22 protein-coding genes and 1 pseudogene are annotated in these 20688 nt (G+C 44.5%); 12 read left to right on the top strand and 11 right to left on the bottom strand.

Annotation, left to right across the window (positions count from 1 at the left end; translation table 11 throughout):
- Window positions 1-63: 63 nt before the first annotated feature.
- A complete protein-coding gene (locus FO447_RS02505) occupies window positions 64-852 on the bottom strand; it encodes a PDDEXK nuclease domain-containing protein (RefSeq protein WP_228114884.1) in 789 nt (262 codons plus the stop codon).
- On the opposite strand from FO447_RS02505, the pseudogene FO447_RS16320 reads away from it, so the two are divergent.
- Window positions 795-980, top strand: a pseudogene (locus FO447_RS16320) (hypothetical protein); the annotation flags it as partial. The gene FO447_RS02505 and the pseudogene FO447_RS16320 sit on opposite strands and share 58 nt — an antisense overlap.
- An 85-nt stretch (window positions 981-1065) precedes the next feature.
- Here the strand turns inward: FO447_RS16320 and FO447_RS02500 are convergent.
- The 8 genes from FO447_RS02500 to FO447_RS02470 all read right to left on the bottom strand — a co-directional run bounded on the left by FO447_RS02500 (window position 1066) and on the right by FO447_RS02470 (window position 7821).
- Window positions 1066-1227: a hypothetical protein gene (locus FO447_RS02500; RefSeq protein ID WP_153137438.1), complete on the bottom strand. Its 162-nt coding sequence runs from the start codon at window positions 1225-1227 to the stop codon at window positions 1066-1068.
- 13 nt (window positions 1228-1240) lie between these two features.
- Complete coding sequence (locus tag FO447_RS02495; protein WP_200757505.1) at window positions 1241-4279, bottom strand: BspA family leucine-rich repeat surface protein; 3039 nt, start codon at window positions 4277-4279, stop codon at window positions 1241-1243.
- Between the two features lie 33 nt (window positions 4280-4312).
- Complete coding sequence (locus tag FO447_RS02490; RefSeq protein ID WP_200757503.1) at window positions 4313-4576, bottom strand: hypothetical protein; 264 nt, start codon at window positions 4574-4576, stop codon at window positions 4313-4315.
- 160 nt (window positions 4577-4736) lie between these two features.
- A complete protein-coding gene (locus tag FO447_RS02485) occupies window positions 4737-5180 on the bottom strand; it encodes a helix-turn-helix domain-containing protein (RefSeq protein WP_234699049.1) in 444 nt (147 codons plus the stop codon).
- Window positions 5149-5667 (bottom strand): hypothetical protein, encoded by a 519-nt coding sequence (locus tag FO447_RS02480; RefSeq protein WP_234699048.1) that lies wholly within the window; start codon window positions 5665-5667, stop codon window positions 5149-5151. The genes FO447_RS02485 and FO447_RS02480 overlap by 32 nt, the downstream gene beginning before the upstream one ends.
- Window positions 5654-5926, bottom strand: coding sequence for a hypothetical protein (locus FO447_RS15930; protein WP_234699047.1), 273 nt, complete (start codon window positions 5924-5926; stop codon window positions 5654-5656). The genes FO447_RS02480 and FO447_RS15930 overlap by 14 nt, the downstream gene beginning before the upstream one ends.
- A gap of 277 nt (window positions 5927-6203) precedes the next feature.
- Window positions 6204-7226 carry a virulence RhuM family protein gene (locus FO447_RS02475; protein ID WP_119230076.1) on the bottom strand — a complete coding sequence of 341 codons (1023 nt, stop codon included), beginning with the start codon at window positions 7224-7226 and terminating at the stop codon, window positions 6204-6206.
- A gap of 196 nt (window positions 7227-7422) precedes the next feature.
- Complete coding sequence (locus tag FO447_RS02470; RefSeq protein ID WP_200757501.1) at window positions 7423-7821, bottom strand: DUF1016 N-terminal domain-containing protein; 399 nt, start codon at window positions 7819-7821, stop codon at window positions 7423-7425.
- A 436-nt stretch (window positions 7822-8257) separates the two neighbouring features.
- Here FO447_RS02470 and FO447_RS02465 point away from each other — a divergent pair, with 436 nt between their 5' ends.
- The 7 genes from FO447_RS02465 to FO447_RS02435 all read left to right on the top strand — a co-directional run bounded on the left by FO447_RS02465 (window position 8258) and on the right by FO447_RS02435 (window position 12888).
- A complete protein-coding gene (locus FO447_RS02465) occupies window positions 8258-8809 on the top strand; it encodes a DNA-binding protein (RefSeq protein ID WP_200757500.1) in 552 nt (183 codons plus the stop codon).
- Between the two features lie 217 nt (window positions 8810-9026).
- Window positions 9027-9119 carry a smalltalk protein gene (locus tag FO447_RS02460; RefSeq protein ID WP_167529916.1) on the top strand — a complete coding sequence of 31 codons (93 nt, stop codon included), beginning with the start codon at window positions 9027-9029 and terminating at the stop codon, window positions 9117-9119.
- A 26-nt stretch (window positions 9120-9145) separates the two neighbouring features.
- Window positions 9146-9580, top strand: coding sequence for an N-acetylmuramoyl-L-alanine amidase (locus tag FO447_RS02455; RefSeq protein WP_200757499.1), 435 nt, complete (start codon window positions 9146-9148; stop codon window positions 9578-9580).
- 301 nt (window positions 9581-9881) lie between these two features.
- Complete coding sequence (locus tag FO447_RS02450) at window positions 9882-10265, top strand: DUF1573 domain-containing protein (protein ID WP_117729181.1); 384 nt, start codon at window positions 9882-9884, stop codon at window positions 10263-10265.
- 29 nt (window positions 10266-10294) lie between these two features.
- Window positions 10295-11146, top strand: coding sequence for an EFR1 family ferrodoxin (locus FO447_RS02445; protein ID WP_200757498.1), 852 nt, complete (start codon window positions 10295-10297; stop codon window positions 11144-11146).
- Between the two features lie 23 nt (window positions 11147-11169).
- A complete protein-coding gene (locus FO447_RS02440; RefSeq protein WP_200757496.1) occupies window positions 11170-12168 on the top strand; it encodes a M6 family metalloprotease domain-containing protein in 999 nt (332 codons plus the stop codon).
- Window positions 12169-12174: 6 nt separating this feature from the next.
- Window positions 12175-12888, top strand: a complete 714-nt coding sequence (locus FO447_RS02435; RefSeq protein WP_200757494.1) for a hypothetical protein — start codon at window positions 12175-12177, stop codon at window positions 12886-12888.
- A 52-nt stretch (window positions 12889-12940) separates the two neighbouring features.
- Here FO447_RS02435 and FO447_RS02430 read toward each other — a convergent pair whose 3' ends face one another.
- Complete coding sequence (locus tag FO447_RS02430) at window positions 12941-13615, bottom strand: YggS family pyridoxal phosphate-dependent enzyme (protein ID WP_200757492.1); 675 nt, start codon at window positions 13613-13615, stop codon at window positions 12941-12943.
- Between the two features lie 115 nt (window positions 13616-13730).
- Entirely contained in the window at window positions 13731-14228 is a 498-nt protein-coding gene (locus FO447_RS02425; protein WP_022122025.1) for a DUF4494 domain-containing protein, read from the bottom strand.
- A 262-nt stretch (window positions 14229-14490) separates the two neighbouring features.
- Between FO447_RS02425 and FO447_RS02420 the strand changes: the two genes are divergently transcribed.
- From FO447_RS02420 to FO447_RS02405, 4 genes are all read left to right on the top strand, one after another.
- The gene (locus tag FO447_RS02420) at window positions 14491-15702 is read left to right on the top strand and encodes a pyridoxal phosphate-dependent aminotransferase (RefSeq protein ID WP_006846964.1); all 1212 of its coding nucleotides are present in this window, start codon (window positions 14491-14493) and stop codon (window positions 15700-15702) included.
- 134 nt (window positions 15703-15836) lie between these two features.
- Window positions 15837-17084: an ABC transporter permease gene (locus FO447_RS02415; RefSeq protein ID WP_118416978.1), complete on the top strand. Its 1248-nt coding sequence runs from the start codon at window positions 15837-15839 to the stop codon at window positions 17082-17084.
- 142 nt (window positions 17085-17226) lie between these two features.
- A complete protein-coding gene (locus tag FO447_RS02410; protein WP_118416979.1) occupies window positions 17227-18894 on the top strand; it encodes an AMP-binding protein in 1668 nt (555 codons plus the stop codon).
- 108 nt (window positions 18895-19002) lie between these two features.
- Entirely contained in the window at window positions 19003-20667 is a 1665-nt protein-coding gene (locus FO447_RS02405; RefSeq protein WP_200757490.1) for an AMP-binding protein, read from the top strand.
- Window positions 20668-20688: the final 21 nt, after the last annotated feature.

Raw genomic sequence — 20688 nt, 5'->3', positions numbered from 1 at the left:
AGCTCCCAGAAGCAGCACGCCCCTTACAGGGCGTGTGGGGCTAAACTTGCAAAGCTTGAGTTCTTATAAATTACGAGAACCATGCTGCTCCATAAAGAAACGTTTTTGTTGTTCAATTTCATTGCGCAGTTCTTCTTCTGTTGGCATATAAGTCATATACTTGGCTGCAAACAACTGATTGTTGTCGTGAAGTACAGAATAACGTGCTATCGTATTGTCGGTATCTGTGCAAAGCAGCACTCCAATAGTAGGAGCGTCATCAGCACCTTTGATAAGGTCGTCATACATTCGTACATACATATCAAGTTGACCTATATCTTGGTGTGTGAGTTTATGTGTCTTTAGCTCAAAGATGACAAAACGCTTCATGCGATAGTTGTAGAATACCAAATCAATATAAAAATCGTCCGTATCAGTAACTATGTGCTGTTGACGCTCAACAAAGGCAAAGCCTCGTCCAAGTTCCATGATGAACTTTTCAAGGTTGTCAATTAAAGCTTTTTCAAAATCGCTTTCGTTATAATCAGCATCACGATGAAACCCCATGAACTCTGCCATCATTGGATTTTTGATATATTCCAATGGGTCGGTTGAGTTTTCCATATCTACCGGCAGTGCCGATTTCTCACGTTGCGCAGCCAATCTACGCTCATAGTATTGTGTGGATATGTTACGATCAAGCGCACGAAAACTCCACATGTCTTTATCTGCGGTTTTCAAATACCAAAGTCTGGCATTGGGGTCTGAAACAGAAAGTATGCGGCGTATATGCGACCAACTAAGATTGTGAACACATGTGTTCACAATCTGTATGTCAGGGAAAAGGAGATAGAAACGCTTGTAGTAGTCCAAATTGCGTTTATTATAGCTCGCACCATAATCGAGTAGGAGGAAAACGAAGTAGTTATTCTCCTACTTTCGTTTTCCGACCTCTCACACCACCGTACATGCGGTTTCTATTTTGGGTACCTTTCGGGGTATGAACCCGTCAATGTAGCATAGCCGAGCATACCAAAAACGCCCTCCCAACAGCCATCTATGGCAGGGGGAGGGGTGAGACTTCTTTTAATCAGCCCAAATGCTGCCACTTGGATCGCGATAGTTGCTAACAGCATCTTCGTTATAATCCTCTTCCTTTGCTTTCTCTATTACAGAGCCAGCGAGGATAGATGGAGTCTCCATTTGGTAGACATTCATCTCTGGCTTTACATATTCTTTATTTTTCATAATTCTCAGTTTTTTATTTGATGATAACTTTCATTGTCTTGCTGCCACGCTTCACGATGTTGATACCCTTCTGAGGAGCGTTGAGGCGATTGCCCTGCAGGTCGTAGTATGTGGCATTGTCGTCAGCAATAGTGTTGAGGCTGTCGATGGCTGTAGTACCGCCACCGATGGCGATGCTGAACATCTTGGCACCAGCGGCAGTAGCAGTAGAGTTGTCTACCATGTAAGCACGGAACGGCTTGCTGCCAACAGTCTTATTATTGGTATTCTCCAACAGTTTGGCAGGGTTCATCAGCTTGTCGCCCTTCACGATGTAGCAGTTGTTGTCGGCATCCTTGTCGAACACCTTCTTTGTATAGATGCCCTGGAGTTGATAGCTACCGTTTTCTGTCTCTGAGGTATTTACTTCTTTTGCAATCTCCTTGTTGTCAACAGAGAAGTTGAGCTCGGTGGCTCCTTCGTTCATTTTGATGATGACAGGAGTACCTGCTGCGATGCTTGTCGTAATCTCTTCGAGTTCCACAGTATTAGTTCCCTCGTTAGCCGAAAGCAGCTTAAAGGCACGGAAGTCCTTATTTTCGAGCGATACTTCGAAAGGCAGACAGAGAGTAGCCCATGTTGTGCCAGTCTTCATCTCGCGGCTATAAGAGGCGGCTTTAGCTGTGAACGGTTCGTAAACCACGAAGTCCTTGTTGTCGTCAAGAGTAAGATTATCCGCAGTAAGTATGTCTCCTACAGCTCCTATCTTCTCCTCACCATTCTTGCCTACCAGCTTTGTGAAGTAGCCATTCACGTAGTTGGCGTAATCGCTGCTTGTCAAATTTTCGTCATACTTTGGAAGAGCACCCTTGAGCAATTTACAACCATAGAACATTTTATAACCATTATTGAACTCGGCTATTATAAACTTATCGCTGGCGTAGATTGTTGTGAGATCGGAGCAGCCATTGAACATATAGTCCATATTCGTCACTTTCTCTGTGTTGAAATTAGTGAGGTTGAGCGAAGAGAGTTTCTGACAGAAACTGAACATGTTATACATCTCCCTCACTTTCTCTGTGTTGAAATTAGAGAGGTCGAGCGAAGAGAGCTGACAGTCAGAGAACATCCATGACATATCCGTCACATTCGCTGTGTTGAATTTAGAGAGGTCGAGCGAAGAGAGGTTCTGACAGTGAGTGAACATAGCGTACATATTCGTCACTTTCGCTGTGTTGAATTTAGAGAGATCGAGCGAAGAGAGGTTCTGACAGTTGTCGAACATGTATGACATATTCGTCACATTCTCTGTGTTGAATTTAGAGAGATTGAGCGAAGAGAGGTTCTGACAGTTGTCGAACATGCTTGTCATATTCGTCACATTCGCTGTATTCAAATTTTCAATGTTTGAAATTGTTTCCAATGCTGTGCAGTTCTTAAAGAAATCTTTCAACGATGTAGGAGCGTATGTCTTGAAACTCTCATCGAAAACGATATTCTTGATAGTAACATTTCCTAAAGTTGTGCAAATTTCTTTCACATTATTATATTGGTCTACAATGACACTGTTGTTTACTATATCTGATATATTGGCATCAGTAACTTTCTTGAAAGTCAATGTAGTGTTCGTATCATCGTACTGGGCTACATAGTCAGAAATAGTGGTTGCTGTTTTCAGATTGTATATGAATGCGCGGTCAGCACCTTTCTTATACATACGGTCTTTCTCGTAAGACAAATTCAAAGAATGCTTGCCAGCAGATAATAATGCTTTAATCTCTATTTCCTTAATTCCGCTAATCGTCCCATACGTTTTACTATCTAAAGTAATAGTGGCTTTATCATCTTCTTCTGAAGAAACGAGATACTTAAACGTCAATAATATAAGCTTTTCTACTGTGAACGTGACTACAGTCCTTGATGTAGTAGATTCCTGATCATAATTATCCGACATCAATCCTTTGCTTCCTTTTGGAATATCGAAGCCAAGATTTTTCATTCCATCTGCTTCCAAGTTCAGCATCTGCCAAGGATATCTGGCATCATTGTCAGTAATGGTAACATTGGTTATACCATCCAGGTTATCGAACAAAGCACAGCGATGGTTTACTACACCACATACAGTACAGGTGCCTTCGCTATTGTATTTATGACCTTTTGCGGGAATATCAAGACTGGCAGCATCCGTAATCTCAGTAGTAGCATTAGCGTCGCTGAAGAGTTTTTTGCACACACTGCACTGCCAGTATTCTATTTTACCAGTTGCTGTACATGTAGCATCTATCTGCACATGATGGGTGGGTGTGTGCTTCTTTAGCTCATCATTATTATCTACTTTTACTATGGAATGACAAATAGAGCATTCGTGTGTGGTATAGCCATGCTCTACGCAAGTAGCCTCAATGGTTTCGATAGCTTTGCCAAGGGCAGACGAACCATCGGCATTCTTGTGCGAACAGGTTGTTTTGAGCTTGAGTTCAAACTCGCCTACCTGCAATGTTTTTCCGCTATGAATAGCCGTGATTTCCCATTTAAAATATTTATAATAAGTAGAACCTTCGCATTTGAAGTCGTACGAAGCATAGTTCTTATCCTCGAGCTTCTCGTCGTTGCTTATCTCCTGAATGAGCTTCCAATTACCATCTTTGCCTTCGTTGTTACCATAGAGCTTCCATGACAACGGATTGCGACCTTTCATACTTGCATTGTCATCACCCGTTGTGATGGTGTAGCCCACAGGCACTCCTGCCTTGCTGGCTTCGAAGATGACATAGGCACTGCTACTGCCATTAATAAAGCCACAGCACCACATGGAGAAATTACCTCGTGTCTTTTGGCCATCAAAGAGATTAGTGTAAGTCATACCAACGATGCCTTCAGGGTTACCTGCTAAGGCTTTAAACTTTACAGACGTGTCGTAATCTATCTGCGCCACCACACGTGTAGGCACAAACAACAACGTGAGCAACATCAACATAAGCAGAGAGAGTCTGCGACTCTTTACTGCATTAGTTGAAACAAGGTCAGTTATGTAAGACCATTGTTTAGAAATTGTAGATTTTTTATTATTCATATCAGTAATTTTTTTTATTATTATTCTACTTTCTTACATATATCCTCTCATAGCCATTATATATACTGTCATTCCCAGGATGATGACGAAAGTCAGTACGAGAAACAGATAGATATAGTATCTCTCCCTCTTGATGAAATCACAGAAGCTGTAGCGAGCCTTGTAGTTTTCATCAAGATATATCCTGTAGTCTTGAACCATGGCATAGCCCATGACTATGGCGAGCAACAGAAGACACAATGCCACTATAAAAATAGCCTGTTTCTCTTTCATGAAAGTCTCTATTATATTTTCCATGGCGCAAAGATAGTGTTTTTCTTCGGAAAAAGGTGTCTACTTCCCCTGTCTATGTGTCTACTTCCTATGTTTTAGGTGTCTACTTCGTAGGAAGTAGACACCCTTTTTAACGATTTATTCCCTTTAGTGATGCGTTTTCCTGGTATTTATCGAAAAATGGTTAGTCCTGCTTTTTATCATCTGCGGCTACATTAGGAGCCATTTTCTCCCGCCATTCGGTAGGAGTACAACCTTCCTTTGTCTTGAAAATGCGGTATAGATAGGTTCGGGCTGAGAAGCCACATTCGGCAGAAACGATGTCATTACTATAGTCTGGGCATTCCAATATCATCTTCTTTGCCGCATTGAAACGTATATCACCGAGCCATATTCTGAATGTGGTTTTCAGATACTGGTCGAAGTATACTGATAACTCATCCTTGGGGATGGAAAGGGTTCGGGAGAGGGTAAGCATGTTTACATTACAGTCCTTATAGCCCGAATTGGCGCACCAGTCATCAAGACTCTTCTGGATGAAATCTCTGTGCTCATCGGAAAGCGGATGTAAAGATTCTGTACTACTGTCAGCGGAGTCATGCTGCTTGGCAGAAGATGCCCCCCCCATACCTGTATCCAGTCCTAGCCAAGTCATTGTATTCCTCTTCCTTGTCCAGGAGTTCTTCGGTAGGGATATAGTTGCTACCGAGAGAGATAAACGTAAGATTGAAGAACAGCAGGGCAAGCAATACAAACGGACCTATGATAAACAGTAAGGTGGTGGAAAAGATAACTACCGGCATGGTGAGAGATGAAAGGAACAGAATGAAGACACTGGCACGTGAATATCTCACGTAGGGCAACATATCGGTAGCTGCCATTGTCTCCAACATCTTCTTGCGCCTGATCATCTCGCGCACGATCATGGATATGCTGTAGGCTACACTCATGCAGAACAGGGCAAGCATCATATAAAGTCCTTCCTTGATATAAAGGCTGTGATGGAGACTGATGCCCACCAGGAAGACCAGGAGGGTGGCTGCGTTAATGCCGCCACATACAAGGTTCATCTTCCTGCGGTTGGCACGTGTGGTCTCTATGTTATAGATGGCCATGGCGATGAGCGAGAAGCAGGGGGGTATAGATGAGGATGTTGACGACCGCCCCGAGAATGTCGTCGGCAGCACGGAATCCGAAAGCCATCTGTATCACATACTGTATCGCCAGTCCTATCATGGCGAAAACGACCATCCAGCGGGAACGCTCATACCGCTTGTTCACCCATCTTACATACAGATGAGAGAGTGCCACGAAGATGGCATTGATGAGCATGAATATGAAACATGCAAACTGAAGTAGAAATAATGAATCCATACGTTTCTTATCTTATGTTTACTTTCTTTGCTATACATTATTATAATGAATACGCTTGCAAAAGTAAGAAAATAATTTTAGAAAAAGGGAAAATGTTCTTAAAAAGTTTACAAAACATACAAATAATTGAGTATTTCGCTATATTATCAACTGAACTTTCATAAGTTAGCCCCACACGCCTTGAAAGGGCAAAACTTGCGAAACCTTAATTACATCATACATAGACAAGTAAGCGAAAGATGGGGTGATTTGAGACCACCTCATCCCTCTTTGGCTTTCAATTCTTATCATCGTCAAACGGTAAAGAAGAATCGAATCTATCAAAATCTGAGCTGAATAGTTTGTCTTGTATCACACGGTACTTTTCAAACTCTGACTCAGCAAAGCTCTTGGCAAATTCAGCAGAAACCTTTCCAGAATCATGTAATACGGCATCACCTCCAGCTTCAAGAATAATATCAATACGCTTTGCCCAATCTTCCATAGTCATTGGTATATGTCGATTTGCCATACGTTCAGCTAAATCAAGTACTGAATTGACAAGTTTCCCCATATCTTCAAGTTCCACTTGTTTGAGATAGTTTTTGGCAATACTGACATCAGGCTTGACGATTTTACCATCAGGTGCATTCTCCCAAGTGGTCAGTCCCATATGCTCTTTCTCTGCATTGGCTCTTTCCACTATAAGTTCTGCTGCGGTATGCCCATGCACTGCATAATGCATCTTATTCTGAACTTTTTTATAAAACAAACGTGTGGTAGGTGCATCTTTGTTGTAATCAACAGCTGTAGCATATATATCCGTGAGCTTTTGGTAAAATCTTCGTTCACTCAATCTAATCTCACGTATTTCAGCTAACAAATGCTCAAAATAGTCCTCCCCAATGAACGAGCCGTTCTCCATACGCTTCTTGTCAATGATGTAGCCACGCAAAGAGAACTGCCTGATGACATAGGTGCACCATTGGCGGAACTGAGTGGCACGAATGGAGTTGACACGATAGCCCACGGAAATGATTGCATCGAGGTTGTAGAATTTTGTCATGTAATTCTTACCATCTGCGGCAGTTGCCGAGTTTTTCTCGGTAACTGAATCTTCAACAAGTTCTCCACTCTTGAAGATGTTTTTAAGATGCAATCCGATATTATCTGTTGAACAGTCAAAAAGCTGTGCCATAGCCTTTTGAGTAGCCCATACCGTTTCGTCTTTATATAACACTTGTACGCCTTGCTCCTTACCTTCTGCCACGAAAGTCAGGAATTCCGCCGTACTGTTTCGTATTTCAAATTTCTTTGCCATAATTTATCACCTCTCAATGTAATGCGTTATCTCGTTGAAAGCGGATGTATGCAGATTTATTCTTTGAATGTCCATATTATAATGTTTCTTTGTTTTCTTTCTCCTCACTAAATGCCTTAATCTCATCAGCAAGGACTTTCTGTAATTTTTCTTTCGGTACTATCAACTGATAATCCGCCACTCCGATAGGCTTTCCCTATAGCGTGGCTTCATCATTAAATCCCTTGCTCAGCAGTAGCAGATTGTGCGACCACGGCAAAAGTGCTACGGAGCGTAGCACTTTTTCATCATGTCCCGCGTAACGTTCATAAAATTTCTTCATGTTCCAAAGTTGACGTGGTGAAACACCCATCTTCGGGTATCGTTCTTTCAGGTCTGCTGACAATCTTCTTACAACGCTGTCACCATACCCACTTTCAATCTTGCGCTCATGAAGCATTTGACCAATCTCCCAATAGGCGGTAGATACGTAGCCATTGACATGTCGGGCTATTTCTGTCCGTGCATGCTCAATTACTGCGACAGCGTGTCGCAGTATCTCAGCATAATCGCTACTTCCTATTGAGAGTTTGTTGTCTTTATTGTCTGTTGTCATTTTATCAGTCTATTATTTGCCATATGCAGATGCATATTTAATTACAAAGGTAATTATAATACATCACTATTCCGCATAAACACTGTGATTTTTAAGTTTATTTAGCAGCTTGATAAAAAACTGTTATTATATTGCACATCACCCCTTAAAAGTGCGATAAGGAGACTGCCATCCATAGCTTTTGAAGACTTACTTGTTTTTGCAAGATTCAAGCAAATGATGATTGATTATAATGGGCTTATAAACTCCAGAAAAAAAGAATCTATGAAAAAGTATGATAAAACATGAGCAAGTATGAGCAACTGTGAGTTGACCCCTCACCGATTTCGTATCTTTGCATTGTGGTTCAGAGATAACATCTCATACCACCAAGAGGCAATGCGCAGCGCCCCCTACTACACAAACACAATTTATTAACCTTAAAAATGAAGACACTATGATTCTGTACACATTGAAGAAGTATGTCAACGAGAAGTTGAGCGCCGCTAACGGCAAGTTTTTCGCCTACCCTGTAATCACCCAGACCTATGGTCTTGATGAACTCGCAGAGCACATGGAAAGTCACAACACCCCGTTCTCAAAGGGAGCCATCAAGGGTATGCTCACCGACATGGTGAGCTGCGTAAGAGAACTGGTTCTGCAGGGTATCGCCGTGAAGATTCCCGACCTCGCCATTTTCAGCATCGGCATCAAGAACAAGGAAGGTGCTGCCTCCGAGAAGGAGTTCAGCATCACCAAGAACATTGCCGGACTGAAGCTTCGTGCCCGTGGCACCGGTGAGTTCAAGGCAAACAGTCTGAACCTCGATGCATCCCTGAAGAAGGCCACAGCCGTAACTGGAGATGTTACTCCACCAGACGGCGGCAAGGATAACGCAGGCGATACTACCCAGGGTGGCGGCACAAACCAGGGTGGCGACTCAACACAGACTGGCGGATCAGGCAACACCGGGAGCAGCGGCTCCGATGGTAGCGACGGCCTGGAGTAACCCCTCGCCAGTAGATGAAGAAAGAAGGTTTTAGACAGGATGCAGTCCGGGATTCGGCTATAGCACCCCCGGCTATTCATCAATATAGCAAGCATCATTGAAACACGCGCTATCAAGCCCATCTGCTCATCCTGTCAGCCTTCCTTCTCTAGTATCGCCCGGATATAGGAAATCCGAGCCCCCCAATCCATTTATTAACCTTAAAAATCAAATGAAAATGAAAAGAGAAACACTCAAGAAAATTCTGAATTTCGTCATTACCGTTCTCACCGCAGTAGCCTCTGCCTTTTGTGTGCAGAGCTGCCAGTAGTATCAACCCTTTAAAGATTCAGCACTATGAAAAACACAAGAAAAATATCACTTATTGTCATTCACTGTTCAGCCACACGCGTCACCCAGGACTTCACCTTCGAAAAGCTCGAAGCCTGTCATTTAGCCCGTGGTTTCCGCTGCATCGGTTATCACTATTACATCACGAAAGACGGCGTCATCTACCCCGGCCGTCCCGAGTCAGAAATCGGCGCCCACGCCCGCCATTTCAATGCACACAGTATCGGCATCTGTTACGAAGGCGGTCTCGACGCCGACGGCAATCCGGCAGATACCCGTACGAAGGCTCAGAAGCAGTCGCTCCAGAATCTCCTGACGAGTCTGTGCGTAGACTATCCCGAAGCCGAGATCCTAGGTCATCGTGATCTCCCGAACGTCCACAAGTCCTGTCCCTGCTTCAGTGTTCAGGCTTGGCTGAATGAAATCAAATTCCACATTTAGCCCTCTATTCAGTTGATATTGTTCATACTTTATTATTTTTTCTACGCTCTCCCCCAATCTTAAGTGATTAAGGTTGGGGGATTTTTGTTCAGGAAACTGCAAACTTCTTTATAATGAGGAGTATTGCGCCCCCACTTTTCCACTGAAAAGAAGGCTGTAACATGAAATATAAGGCATAATTGTTTTAAATAATGTAAAAAAGTAACGTAATACTAAACTTTATATGTACTTTTGCATCGAATTATATAAAAATAAGAAACAAATTAAAGAGAAAATATAAAAAAGAAGAAAGGATATGAAGATGAAAAGAATCATATTGACACTCACAATGCTGGTGGCTCTTGTAGCTACTGCATCTGCTCAGGCAGAGATTAAATTCGACAAACTGATACACAACTTCGGTTCGTTCGAAGAGTCAAATCCGGTACAGAAGGCTACCTTTACCTTCACCAATGTAGGCAACAAACCTTTGATTATCAACCAGGCTATTGCCAGCTGCGGCTGTACCGTACCTTCTTACACCAAGAAGCCTATCGCTCCAGGCGAGAAGGGACAGATTAGTGTTACCTATAACGGCAAGGGCATGTTCCCTGGTCATTTCAAGAAGAGCATCACCATCCGTTCTAACGGCAATGTAGAAATGTCTCGTCTCTATATAGAAGGTGTTATGACAGAAAAGAAATAATCTAGCTCAATACATATTTAAAAGTAAGCATGATTTTCTATTTCTCCGGAACAGGAAATACCAAGTGGGCAGCAGCCAGACTGGCAGCGGCTACACACGAAGACTTGATTGCTATCGCCCCTTATATGCGGGCGGATGATTCAAGCCACAATATAGCCGAGCCGTTTATTCTGAAAGAGAATGAACGGCTCGGATTCGTTTTCCCCGTACATGGCTGGAGAGTTCCACGCCTTGTAAGGGAGTTTATCAGGAAGATGAAGATACGGCGAGAAACTCCTGATGCTACTGCTGAAGACAAGGAGACGTTCAGGAAGCATCCTTTCGCCTATTGCGTCTGTACTGCAGGCGACAGCATCGGACTCACCATCGAGAACCTCAACGATACGATTGCGCTGAATGCATCGCTTCAGGCATTGGGCATCACGGAGGTTTCTGCTTCCTACTCGCTCATCATGCCGGAATCTTATGTGGGACTTCCTTTCATGGATGTTGATCCGAAGGAGCGCGAAGTTCGTAAGAAATCGAAATCGGCACAGGAACTGGCGGTTATCTGCGAAGAGATATTCGACAGGAAAGAGGGCGTGAAGCGTCTGGTAAAAGGTCCTATCCCTTGGTTCTTCACCAAGGTTGTGGGCGGATTCTTTGAGAAGGTGCTCATCACCGACAAGCGGTTTCATGTGGAGAAAGACAAGTGCGTGAAGTGTGGCATCTGTGCCAACGTCTGTCCTGTAGGCGATATCAAGGGCGGTCATGGAGAATATCCGGAATGGCTGCATCACAAGGATTGCCTCACCTGCTTTACCTGCTATCACCATTGTCCGCATCACGCCATCGAGTTTGGTCACCAGACTCAGAAGAAAGGACAATACTTTTATAAATAATCCCCCATCTACCCTAACTGTTTATGAAGAAGACAATCATCTCTCTGGCGCTCGCCTTCCTGGGCATCGCCAATCTCTATGCCGTAAAGGCCAAACCGGGCATCGCCAAGATTATGCTGCCTGATGGAACCGTAGCATGTGCCACCCTGCATGGCGACGAAACCTTCCACTACTACATGCTGCTGGACGGTACGCCCCTGCGGGAAACCCAAGACGGAAAATACGAAAAGATAACTGCTGAAGAGCTGAACACCCGAAAGACCCGTGCTTTCTCTTCAGAGAATCTTACAAGAGCTTCAGAAATAGGAACCATGAGACCAAGCTATTTCCCTCATAAGGGAAGTCCGAAGGCATTGGTACTCCTGGTGCAGTTTCAGGATGTGAAGTTCAAGAGTAAGGATCCGGTTGCTACATTCAACCATTACCTCAACGGAAAGAAGGGAGAAGCTATGTCTGAGGCTGATAAAGAAGTGTTTATCACCAACGAGACTTACTGCCAGAACTATGGCAGCGTACAGCAGTATTTCGCAGACATGAGCGATAACCAGTTTATACCACAGTTTGACGTAGTGGGTCCTGTTACGGTAAGCAAGAATTCAGCTTATTATGGCAAGAACGGAAGTGGAGACGGCAGTGACACCAACTTTCCTCAGATGATTAAGGAAGCCTGCCAGCAGGTAGACGGCAAGGTTAACTTTGCCGATTACGACAGCGATAGCGACGGATATGTTGACCTCGTATACGTAATCTATGCCGGCTATTCTGAAAGCATCTCAGGTAATTCAAGCGATTGCCTCTGGCCGAAATCGGGTACCGTAGGAGTGGGAACCTGTGACGGGAAAACAGTATCCCGATTCGGCATCAACAACGAGCTGAACAATAAGCCTGAAGATACCCAAGACGGCAAATACTACATCAATGGTATCGGTCTCTTCTGCCATGAATTTTCGCATACCCTCGGTTTGCCAGACATCTATCCTACCAACGGCATCACAGACCATAACCAGAGTCCTGAATATTGAGACGTTATGGATATGGGCAGTTATCAGGCTAACGGCTACCAGCCTATCCCTTATTCACCATGGGAGAAGAGCATCGTAGGATGGAAACAGCCTATCCTCCTTTCGGATACCGAGGCGCAGCAGCTCAAGCTGGAACCATACGACAAGGCATCGGATGCATACAAGATTATAGCCAACAGCCAGGGCGAATACCTGCTGCTGCAGAATATCAGAAACGAGGGATGGTACAAGGAGGCTCTGGGTTACGGATTGCTGGTATGGCGCATCGACTACGATGACAAGACTTCGGTTAATCTGTTTGATAATCCCAACAACACGACAGGTAAGCCAAGGGTCATGATTGTTCCTGCAGACGGAATGGTATACAACAGCTATAACAAGAAAGTTAGCGATGCTGATATTATAACGAGTCTTCAGAACGACCCGTTCCCAACCTACAAGGCGGGCTCTGCTACAGAGTATGAGGTGAACAGTCTGACCAGTATCACCCTGAACAACAGTGTTGATACGAGTCATCCGCTCTACAACATCACAAAGGATGACGCAACCGGTCTGGTAACCTTCGATTATCTCAAGAACTTCTCTTCTACCGGAATCTCTTCGGTCATCATCGGTAAAGACAGACCGACAACCTATTTTGATCTGGAAGGCAGAAAGGTTGCCGTTCCACAAAAGGGCAAGATTTATATCACCAGCAAGGGACAGAAGATAATATACTAACTATATAAACAATGAGGGTGTGTCATTAAACATGACACACCCTCTTATTTTTTTAATATATTCTAGGACCGAAGATGGTAGTACCTACACGAACCATCGTGCTACCGTGCTTGACGGCAATATGATAATCGTGACTCATACCCCAGCTGCGCTCGCAGAAAGCATCATCATCGGCAAAATATCTGGCCTTTACCTCATCAAAGAACCGGGCAGCCTCATCAAACTCCTGAGCAATCTGCTGCTCATCATCTGTATTAGATGCCATCATCATGATGCCACAAATCTGCACATGCTTCATCTCCCGCCATTCGCCTGCCTCCAGGAGTTCGCGGCAAGCATCAAGAGAAAGACCCGATTTGGTATCTTCCTCTGCCAGATGAAGTTCCAGAAGAACCTTCACCACACGATCGTGCTTGGCAGCCTGCTTCTCAATCTCCTTGAGAAGTTTCAGACTGTCTACCGATTCAATCATCGAGATATAAGGTGCGATATACTTCACCTTATTGGTCTGCAGATGACCGATGAAATGCCATTCGATGTCCTCAGGCAGCGAAGCCACCTTCCTGGCGAGTTCCTGTTCGTGGCTCTCACCGAAGATACGCTGTCCTTCAGCATAAGCCTCCTCGATATACTCGTTGGGATGGAACTTGCTGATGGCAACGAGACGGACACCGGCAGGCAAGCTGCCCAGCACCTCATGGAGATTTCCTTTTACATCATAGTCCATATTCTAAATGTTGAATGTTGAATGTTGAATGTTGAGTGTTGAATGTTGAGTGTTGAATTAACCTTTGTGTCCCGTTAGGCAACTCAACATTCAACATTCAACACTCAACATTAATTTATTTCTCCTCGTATTCAGGCACATCATTCTTCTCCTCTTTCTTCTCGTTAGGAGCATGATGCTCGAATACATCCATCAGTTTGGTTTCGTTCAAACCAACCACATCATAATCTATCATGGTCTTGCCCATCACCTCATCAATATACCGGAGGGCACGGGCGAGAGACTTAGCCTGAACAAGATAAGTAACATTGCTGCGCTTCTCCTTCTCACTCTTCTCATCAATCGTGATGAACTGGAGTTTAGCCTTATACCACTTATCATCATCATCCACATCGCTGAAGAAGATTTCGCCGTAGCCAGCCTTGCCGATACCGCTCACCTTCAACTCGCCGCTTACATAAACCGACATCTCATCGATGATAGCGCTCTCAGCCTCGGTAAAGCTCAAAGCATCTACTACGTATGCTTCAGAAACAACCTTTTCTGAACCATCCTCCATTGTCTTCTGATATTTCACTTTGGTCTCAAACCATGTACTTGTTCTACTTCTCATAATTTTCTTCTTACTTATTTTAATTAATTCGTATAATCTTATAACATTTCTTGAAATTAAGTGCAAAGTTATAAAAAAGAAAGCAAAGAGCGACATATTTAAAGAGTTTTTAATCAAAAAATAAAATTTAACCGAAAGTTATTCTCAATTCTCATCTAATTTTCTTATCTTTGCAGCCGATTAGCGTAAATTGAAAAGACCAGAAGGTCATAGAATTCAATTTTCGACACGGATAATTAATAGAAAGAAACAATATTTTAAGATGCCAGAAATATCTGTACGCGGTCTTGAAATGCCAGAGTCACCTATCAGAAAATTGGCTCCTCTGGCTGCCGCAGCAAAAAAACGTGGAGTAAAGGTATATCACCTCAACATCGGTCAGCCTGACCTTCCAACTCCTCAATGTGGCCTAGATGCCCTGAAGCATATAGACCGCACGGTCTTGGAGTATTCTCCAAGTCAGGGCTATCTCAGCTATCGCGAGAAGCTTGTAGATTACTATAAGAAATTCAACATCAACGTAACTGCCGATGATATCATCATTACATCGGGAGGTTCTGAGGCTGTACTCTTCTCTTTCATGAGCTGCCTCAACCCAGGCGACGAGATTATCGTACCAGAACCTGCTTACGCTAACTATATGGCGTTTGCCATCTCTGCGGGTGCCAAGATCCGTACCATCGCCACAACGATAGAAGAAGGTTTCTCCCTGCCTAAGGTGGAGAAGTTTGAGGAGCTGATTAATGAGCGCACCCGTGCCATTCTGATCTGCAACCCTAACAACCCTACGGGCTATCTCTATACCCGCAGAGAGATGAATCAGATTCGTGACCTGGTGAAGAAGTACGACCTCTATCTCTTCTCTGATGAGGTTTACCGTGAGTATATCTATACCGGCAGTCCTTATATCAGTGCGATGCACCTGGAAGGCATCGAGCAGAACACGGTTCTCATCGATTCTGTTTCGAAGCGTTACAGTGAGTGCGGTATCCGTGTAGGTGCCCTCATCACCAAGAATGCAGAAATCCGCAAGGCGGTGATGAAGTTCTGCCAGGCCCGTCTCTCTCCTCCACTGATTGGTCAGATTGTAGCCGAAGCTTCTCTGGATGCTCCTGAAGAGTACTACCGCGATGTATACGATGAGTATGTAGAGCGCCGTAAGTGCCTGATAGACGGTTTGAACCGCATTCCGGGCGTATACTCTCCTATTCCTATGGGAGCCTTCTACACCGTAGCCAAACTGCCTATCGATGATTCTGAAAAGTTCTGCCGCTGGTGTCTGGAGGAATTCAACTATGAGGGCGAAACCATCATGATGGCTCCAGCCTCTGGTTTCTATACGACTCCTGGAGCCGGTCACAATCAGGTTCGTGTAGCTTACGTCTTGAAGAAACACGATCTGGAGCGTGCTCTGGTGGTTCTGGGTAAGGCACTTGAGGCTTATCCGGGAAGAGTGGAAGACGAAGGACTATAACAATGTTGAATGTTGAGTGTTGAATGTTGAGTTGCCTAACGGACACAAAGATTAAATTAACTATCAACATTCAACATTCAACATTCAACATTCAACATTCAACACTCAACACTCAACATTCAACATTACAAAAGATGAATTTTCCTCTATTTATAGCAAAGAGATTATATAGCGATCAGGGCGATAAACGTAAAGTTTCTCGCCCTGCTATTCATATAGCCACTGCAGGTGTTGCTATCGGACTCGCCATTATGATTATGTCGGTATGCGTAGTGCTCGGATTCAAGCATACCATACGCGACAAGGTAATAGGATTCGGTAGCCATATACAGGTGGCCGACTTCATGACGCTGCAGCAGCAAAACCAGTATCCGGTGGTCATGAACGACTCGATGGTCAACGTACTGAAAAAGATACCTGGCGTAAAACATGTGCAGAAATTTGCCATGAAAGAGGGAATCCTGAAGACGGACAGCGATTTCCTGGGCGTCATGTTCAAAGGTGTAGGACCTGATTTCGATTCTACCTTTATCCATCAGAACATGATCGAGGGCAGCATCCCTAAGTTTGATGACAAAGCGAGTCATAACCAGATTCTCATCTCACAGCTGATGGCTGATAAGCTGAAGCTGAAGACGGGAGAACGCATCTTTGCCTACTTCTTTGATGGCAACGGAGTGCGTATGCGCCGCTTCACCATCAAGGGTATCTATCAGACCAACCTGAAGAAGTATGATGAGGTAATGGTATACACCGACCTCTATACTGCCGTGAAGCTGAACGGATGGGAAGAAGACCAGGCGAGCGGTGCAGAACTGACAGTAAACGACTTCAACAAGCTCAACGAGACTGAAGATTATATTATTAATAAGGTGAACCGCACGGTAGATCACTATGGAGAAACCTACAGCAGTTCTACCATCAAGGACCTGAATCCAAACATCTTCCAATGGCTGAGCCTGATGGATCTGAACGTCTGGATTATTCTCGGTCTGATGCTGATAGTAGCCGGCGTCACCATGATCAGCGGTCTGCTCATCATCATTCTGGAACGCACCTCCATGATAGGCGTAATGAAGGCATTGGGTGCCCGCAACAAGACCATCCGCCACACCTTCCTGTGGTTTGCCGTCTTCATCATCGGCAAGGGTATGCTTCTGGGCAACATCATCGCCCTCGGCATTCTTACCCTCCAGTACTTTACAGGCATCATCAAACTCGATGCACAGACCTATTATGTAAGTACCGTTCCGGTAGAATTCAACTGGCTTGCCATCATAGCACTGAACATTGCTACGCTGCTGATAAGCATCTTCATGCTCGTAGCACCAAGCTACTTGATTTCTCATATCCATCCAGCCAAATCAATGAGATATGAGTAAAATACAGTCTATAACACCACAATATGTAGACTAAAAAGGAAAAAAACTAATTATTTTATATAGTTTTTGAAAATAGTGCACATTTTATTTTGCAGTGTGCACTATTTTCATTATCTTTGCACAAAATTTTGTAAATTGTGCAATGAATTCAATACCAAGTTTTAACTCGTATATTGAGAACAGCATTATCAAGAATTGGAATCTGGATGCGCTCACCGATTACAAGGGCACAACCCTCCAATATCACGATATTGCCAGAAAGATTGAGAAGCTACACATCCTGTTCGAAAACAGCGATGTAAAGAAGGGCGACAAGATTGCCGTCTGCGGAAGAAATAGTAGCCAGTGGGCAGTAGCCTTCCTGGCCATTATTACTTACGGAGCCATTGTCGTACCTATACAGAACGAATTTAAGCCTGAGCAGATTCACAACATCGTGAACCACAGCGAAAGCAAACTTCTGTTCGTTGGTGACGTGGTAGCTACAGAGATAACACCAGAAGAGATGCCTTCGCTGGAAGGAATCATCTATCTTCCGGACAATTCGCTTGTCATCTCGCGCTCTGAGAAACTGACTTATGCGCGCGAGAACCTCAATGCAATGTTCGGACACAGATATCCTAAGTATTTCAGACCAGAACACGTGAAGTATCACGTAGACGATCCTGAAGAACTGGCAATGATCAACTATACCAGTGGAACTACCGGTTTCTCAAAAGGTGTGATGCTCCCATACAGAGCACTTTGGGGTAATCTCGACTACCTCATCGATTCAGTGAAGCCTAACATAGGTAAGAACTGCAACATCCTTTCTACCCTTCCGATGGCTCACATGTATGGACTCATGACAGAATTTCTCTTCAATATAGTATTGGGTAACCATATCTTCTTCCTTACCCGTCTGCCGAGCCCAACGCTCATCTCAGAGGCGTTGTCAGAAATCAAGCCAGACATCCTCTATGCGGTGCCGCTTGTAGTAGACAAGATTGTAAGAAAGGAAGTATTCCCACATATCCAAACCAACCGTGCACGACTGCTGATGAACATGCCTGTCATCAATAAGCGCATCAAGGAGAAGGTTCGCGAGTTTGTATTGAAAAAGTTTGGCGAACGTCCTTGCGAGGTTGTTGTGGGTGGTGCTCCGCTCAACAAGGAGATAGAGAACTTCTTCATCAGCGTAGGTTTCCCTATTGCCATGGGATATGGTACCACTGAGACTGCTCCACTTATTACCTTTGCCCATCAGGACAACTATGTGGCAGGAAGCTGTGGTGTTGCCGTGAAGCACATGGAGGTGAAGGTACTGAGCGATGACCCGGAGAACGTAGCCGGTGAACTGGTTTGCCGCGGCATCAACGTGATGAAGGGCTATTACAAGAACCAGGAGGCAACAGATGCCGTAATAGATAAAGACGGATGGTTCCATACAGGCGACCTGGCAACGATGGACGCCGACGGACATTTCTTCGTAAGAGGAAGAAGCAAGAACATGCTGCTGGGACCTAACGGACAGAACATCTATCCGGAAGAGATTGAGGACAAGCTCAACTCCATGGCTATGGTCAACGAGAGCATCGTAATACAGAGCGATGACAAGCTGGTTGCTCTGGTTCATCCGGATATGGAAGAAGTTAACAACCTCGGCTTTACAGACGAAGACCTGGAGAACATCATGGAGCAGAACCGCAAGGAACTGAACTTGCAGATACCTAGCTTCGCAAAGGTATCACGCATCAAACTTCATAATCAGGAATTTGAAAAGACAGCCAAGAAGTCTATCAAGCGTTACCTCTATCAGAACGCAATCTAGAGACAGGCCCTATCTGCTGACAGATCATCAGCAGATAAGGTCTATCATCAGCAAACTGACTTCAGTACGAGAAAAATATAAAAAAGCAAATCGTTAAATAACAAGAATATGGAGATTCCAAGCTTTAACGCATTAATCCAAAAGAGCATCGTAGACCATTGGGATATGGATGCTTTGACAGACTACAAGGGAGCAACCTTGCAGTACCATGATGTAGCACGCAAAATTGAGAAGCTACACATCATGTTTGAGAACTCTGGTGTAGTAAAGGGAGACAAGATAGCACTTTGCGGTCGAAATAGCGCAAACTGGGCTGTAGCATTCCTTGCTACCCTTACCTATGGTGCCATTGCCGTACCTATCCTGCATGAATTCATGCCAGACCAGATTCACAACATCGTAAACCACAGCGATGCCAAACTGCTCTTCGTGGGTGATGTTGTAGCAACACAGATTGATGCAACGAAGATGCCAGGTCTTGAAGGCATCATCTATATACCGGATTATTCACTTGTCGTTTCACGTACCGACAAGTTGACTTATGCCCGCGAACACCTCAACGAGATGTTCGGTATCAAGTATCCTAAGTACTTCCGCAAAAACCATGTCAACTACTATATGGAACAGAATCCGGATGAGTTGGCTATGATCAACTATACCAGCGGCACAACCGGTTTCTCCAAGGGAGTAATGGTTCCATACCGTGCACTCTGGGGCAATGCAGATTTTGCAGAGAACGTACTGGGTAAGAAGATTAAGCCAGGAGATTCTGTCATCAGTATCCTGCCGATGGCCCACATGTACGGCATGGCGTTTGAATTTATCTTCGAATTCATCAAGGGCTGCCACGTCTTCTATCTCACCCGCATCCCTAGTCCAGCCATCATCGCCGAGGCATTCGGCCGCATCAAGCCAGCTGTCATCATAGCTGTACCTCTGGTTATCGAGAAGATTATCCGCAAGAAGGTATTCCCTAAGATCCAGAACAACCGCATGCGTATGCTGCTCCACATGCCTGTAATCAGCAAGAAGGTGAAGGAGAAGATATGCGACCAGGTATCCAATGCCTTCGGTGGCAACTTCTACGAGGTGATTATCGGTGGTGCAGCCTTTAACCAGGAAGTGGAAAGTTTCCTCCATAGCGTAGGTTTCAAATATACCGTAGGATATGGCGCAACAGAATGTGCCCCTATCATCTGCTACGAGGATTACAAAAACTTCGTACCGGGCTCTTGCGGTAAGGCTGCCCTCCACATGATGGTCCGCATCGACAGTCCTGATCCAGAGAATGTACCAGGCGAAATCCTTGCCAAGGGTCCTAACGTAATGTTGGGTTACTATAAGAATGAGGAAGCTACCAAGCAGACCATCGACGAGAACGGATGGTATCATACAGGCGACCTCGGTACCATGGATGGTGACGGCAACGTCTTCATCAAGGGTCGTAGCAAGAACATGCTGCTCGGCGCAAACGGTCAGAATATCTACCCTGAGGAGATTGAGGATAAACTCAACTCTTTGGCTCTGGTAGCGGAAAGCGTGGTTGTACAGAAGGGCGACAAGCTCATTGCTCTGGTTCACCCAGACTATGATGAAGCTCAGACCTTGAACCTCGGTACCAAAGAACTGACAGATGTCATGGAGCAGAACCGTCAGGAGCTCAACACCATGATTCCTGCTTACAGCAAAGTATCAGAAATACGTATACATGAAGATGAGTTTGAAAAGACTCCTAAGAAGAGCATCAAGCGATTCCTCTATACGGCAGAGTAAAGGCTTGCTGGTCTATGATAT

Origin of the sequence: Segatella copri, from assembly GCF_015074785.1 — a bacterium.
Classification (GTDB): domain Bacteria; phylum Bacteroidota; class Bacteroidia; order Bacteroidales; family Bacteroidaceae; genus Prevotella.
The sequence above is the reverse complement of the archived record's forward strand: the minus strand, read 5'-3'. Positions and strand labels throughout refer to the sequence as shown.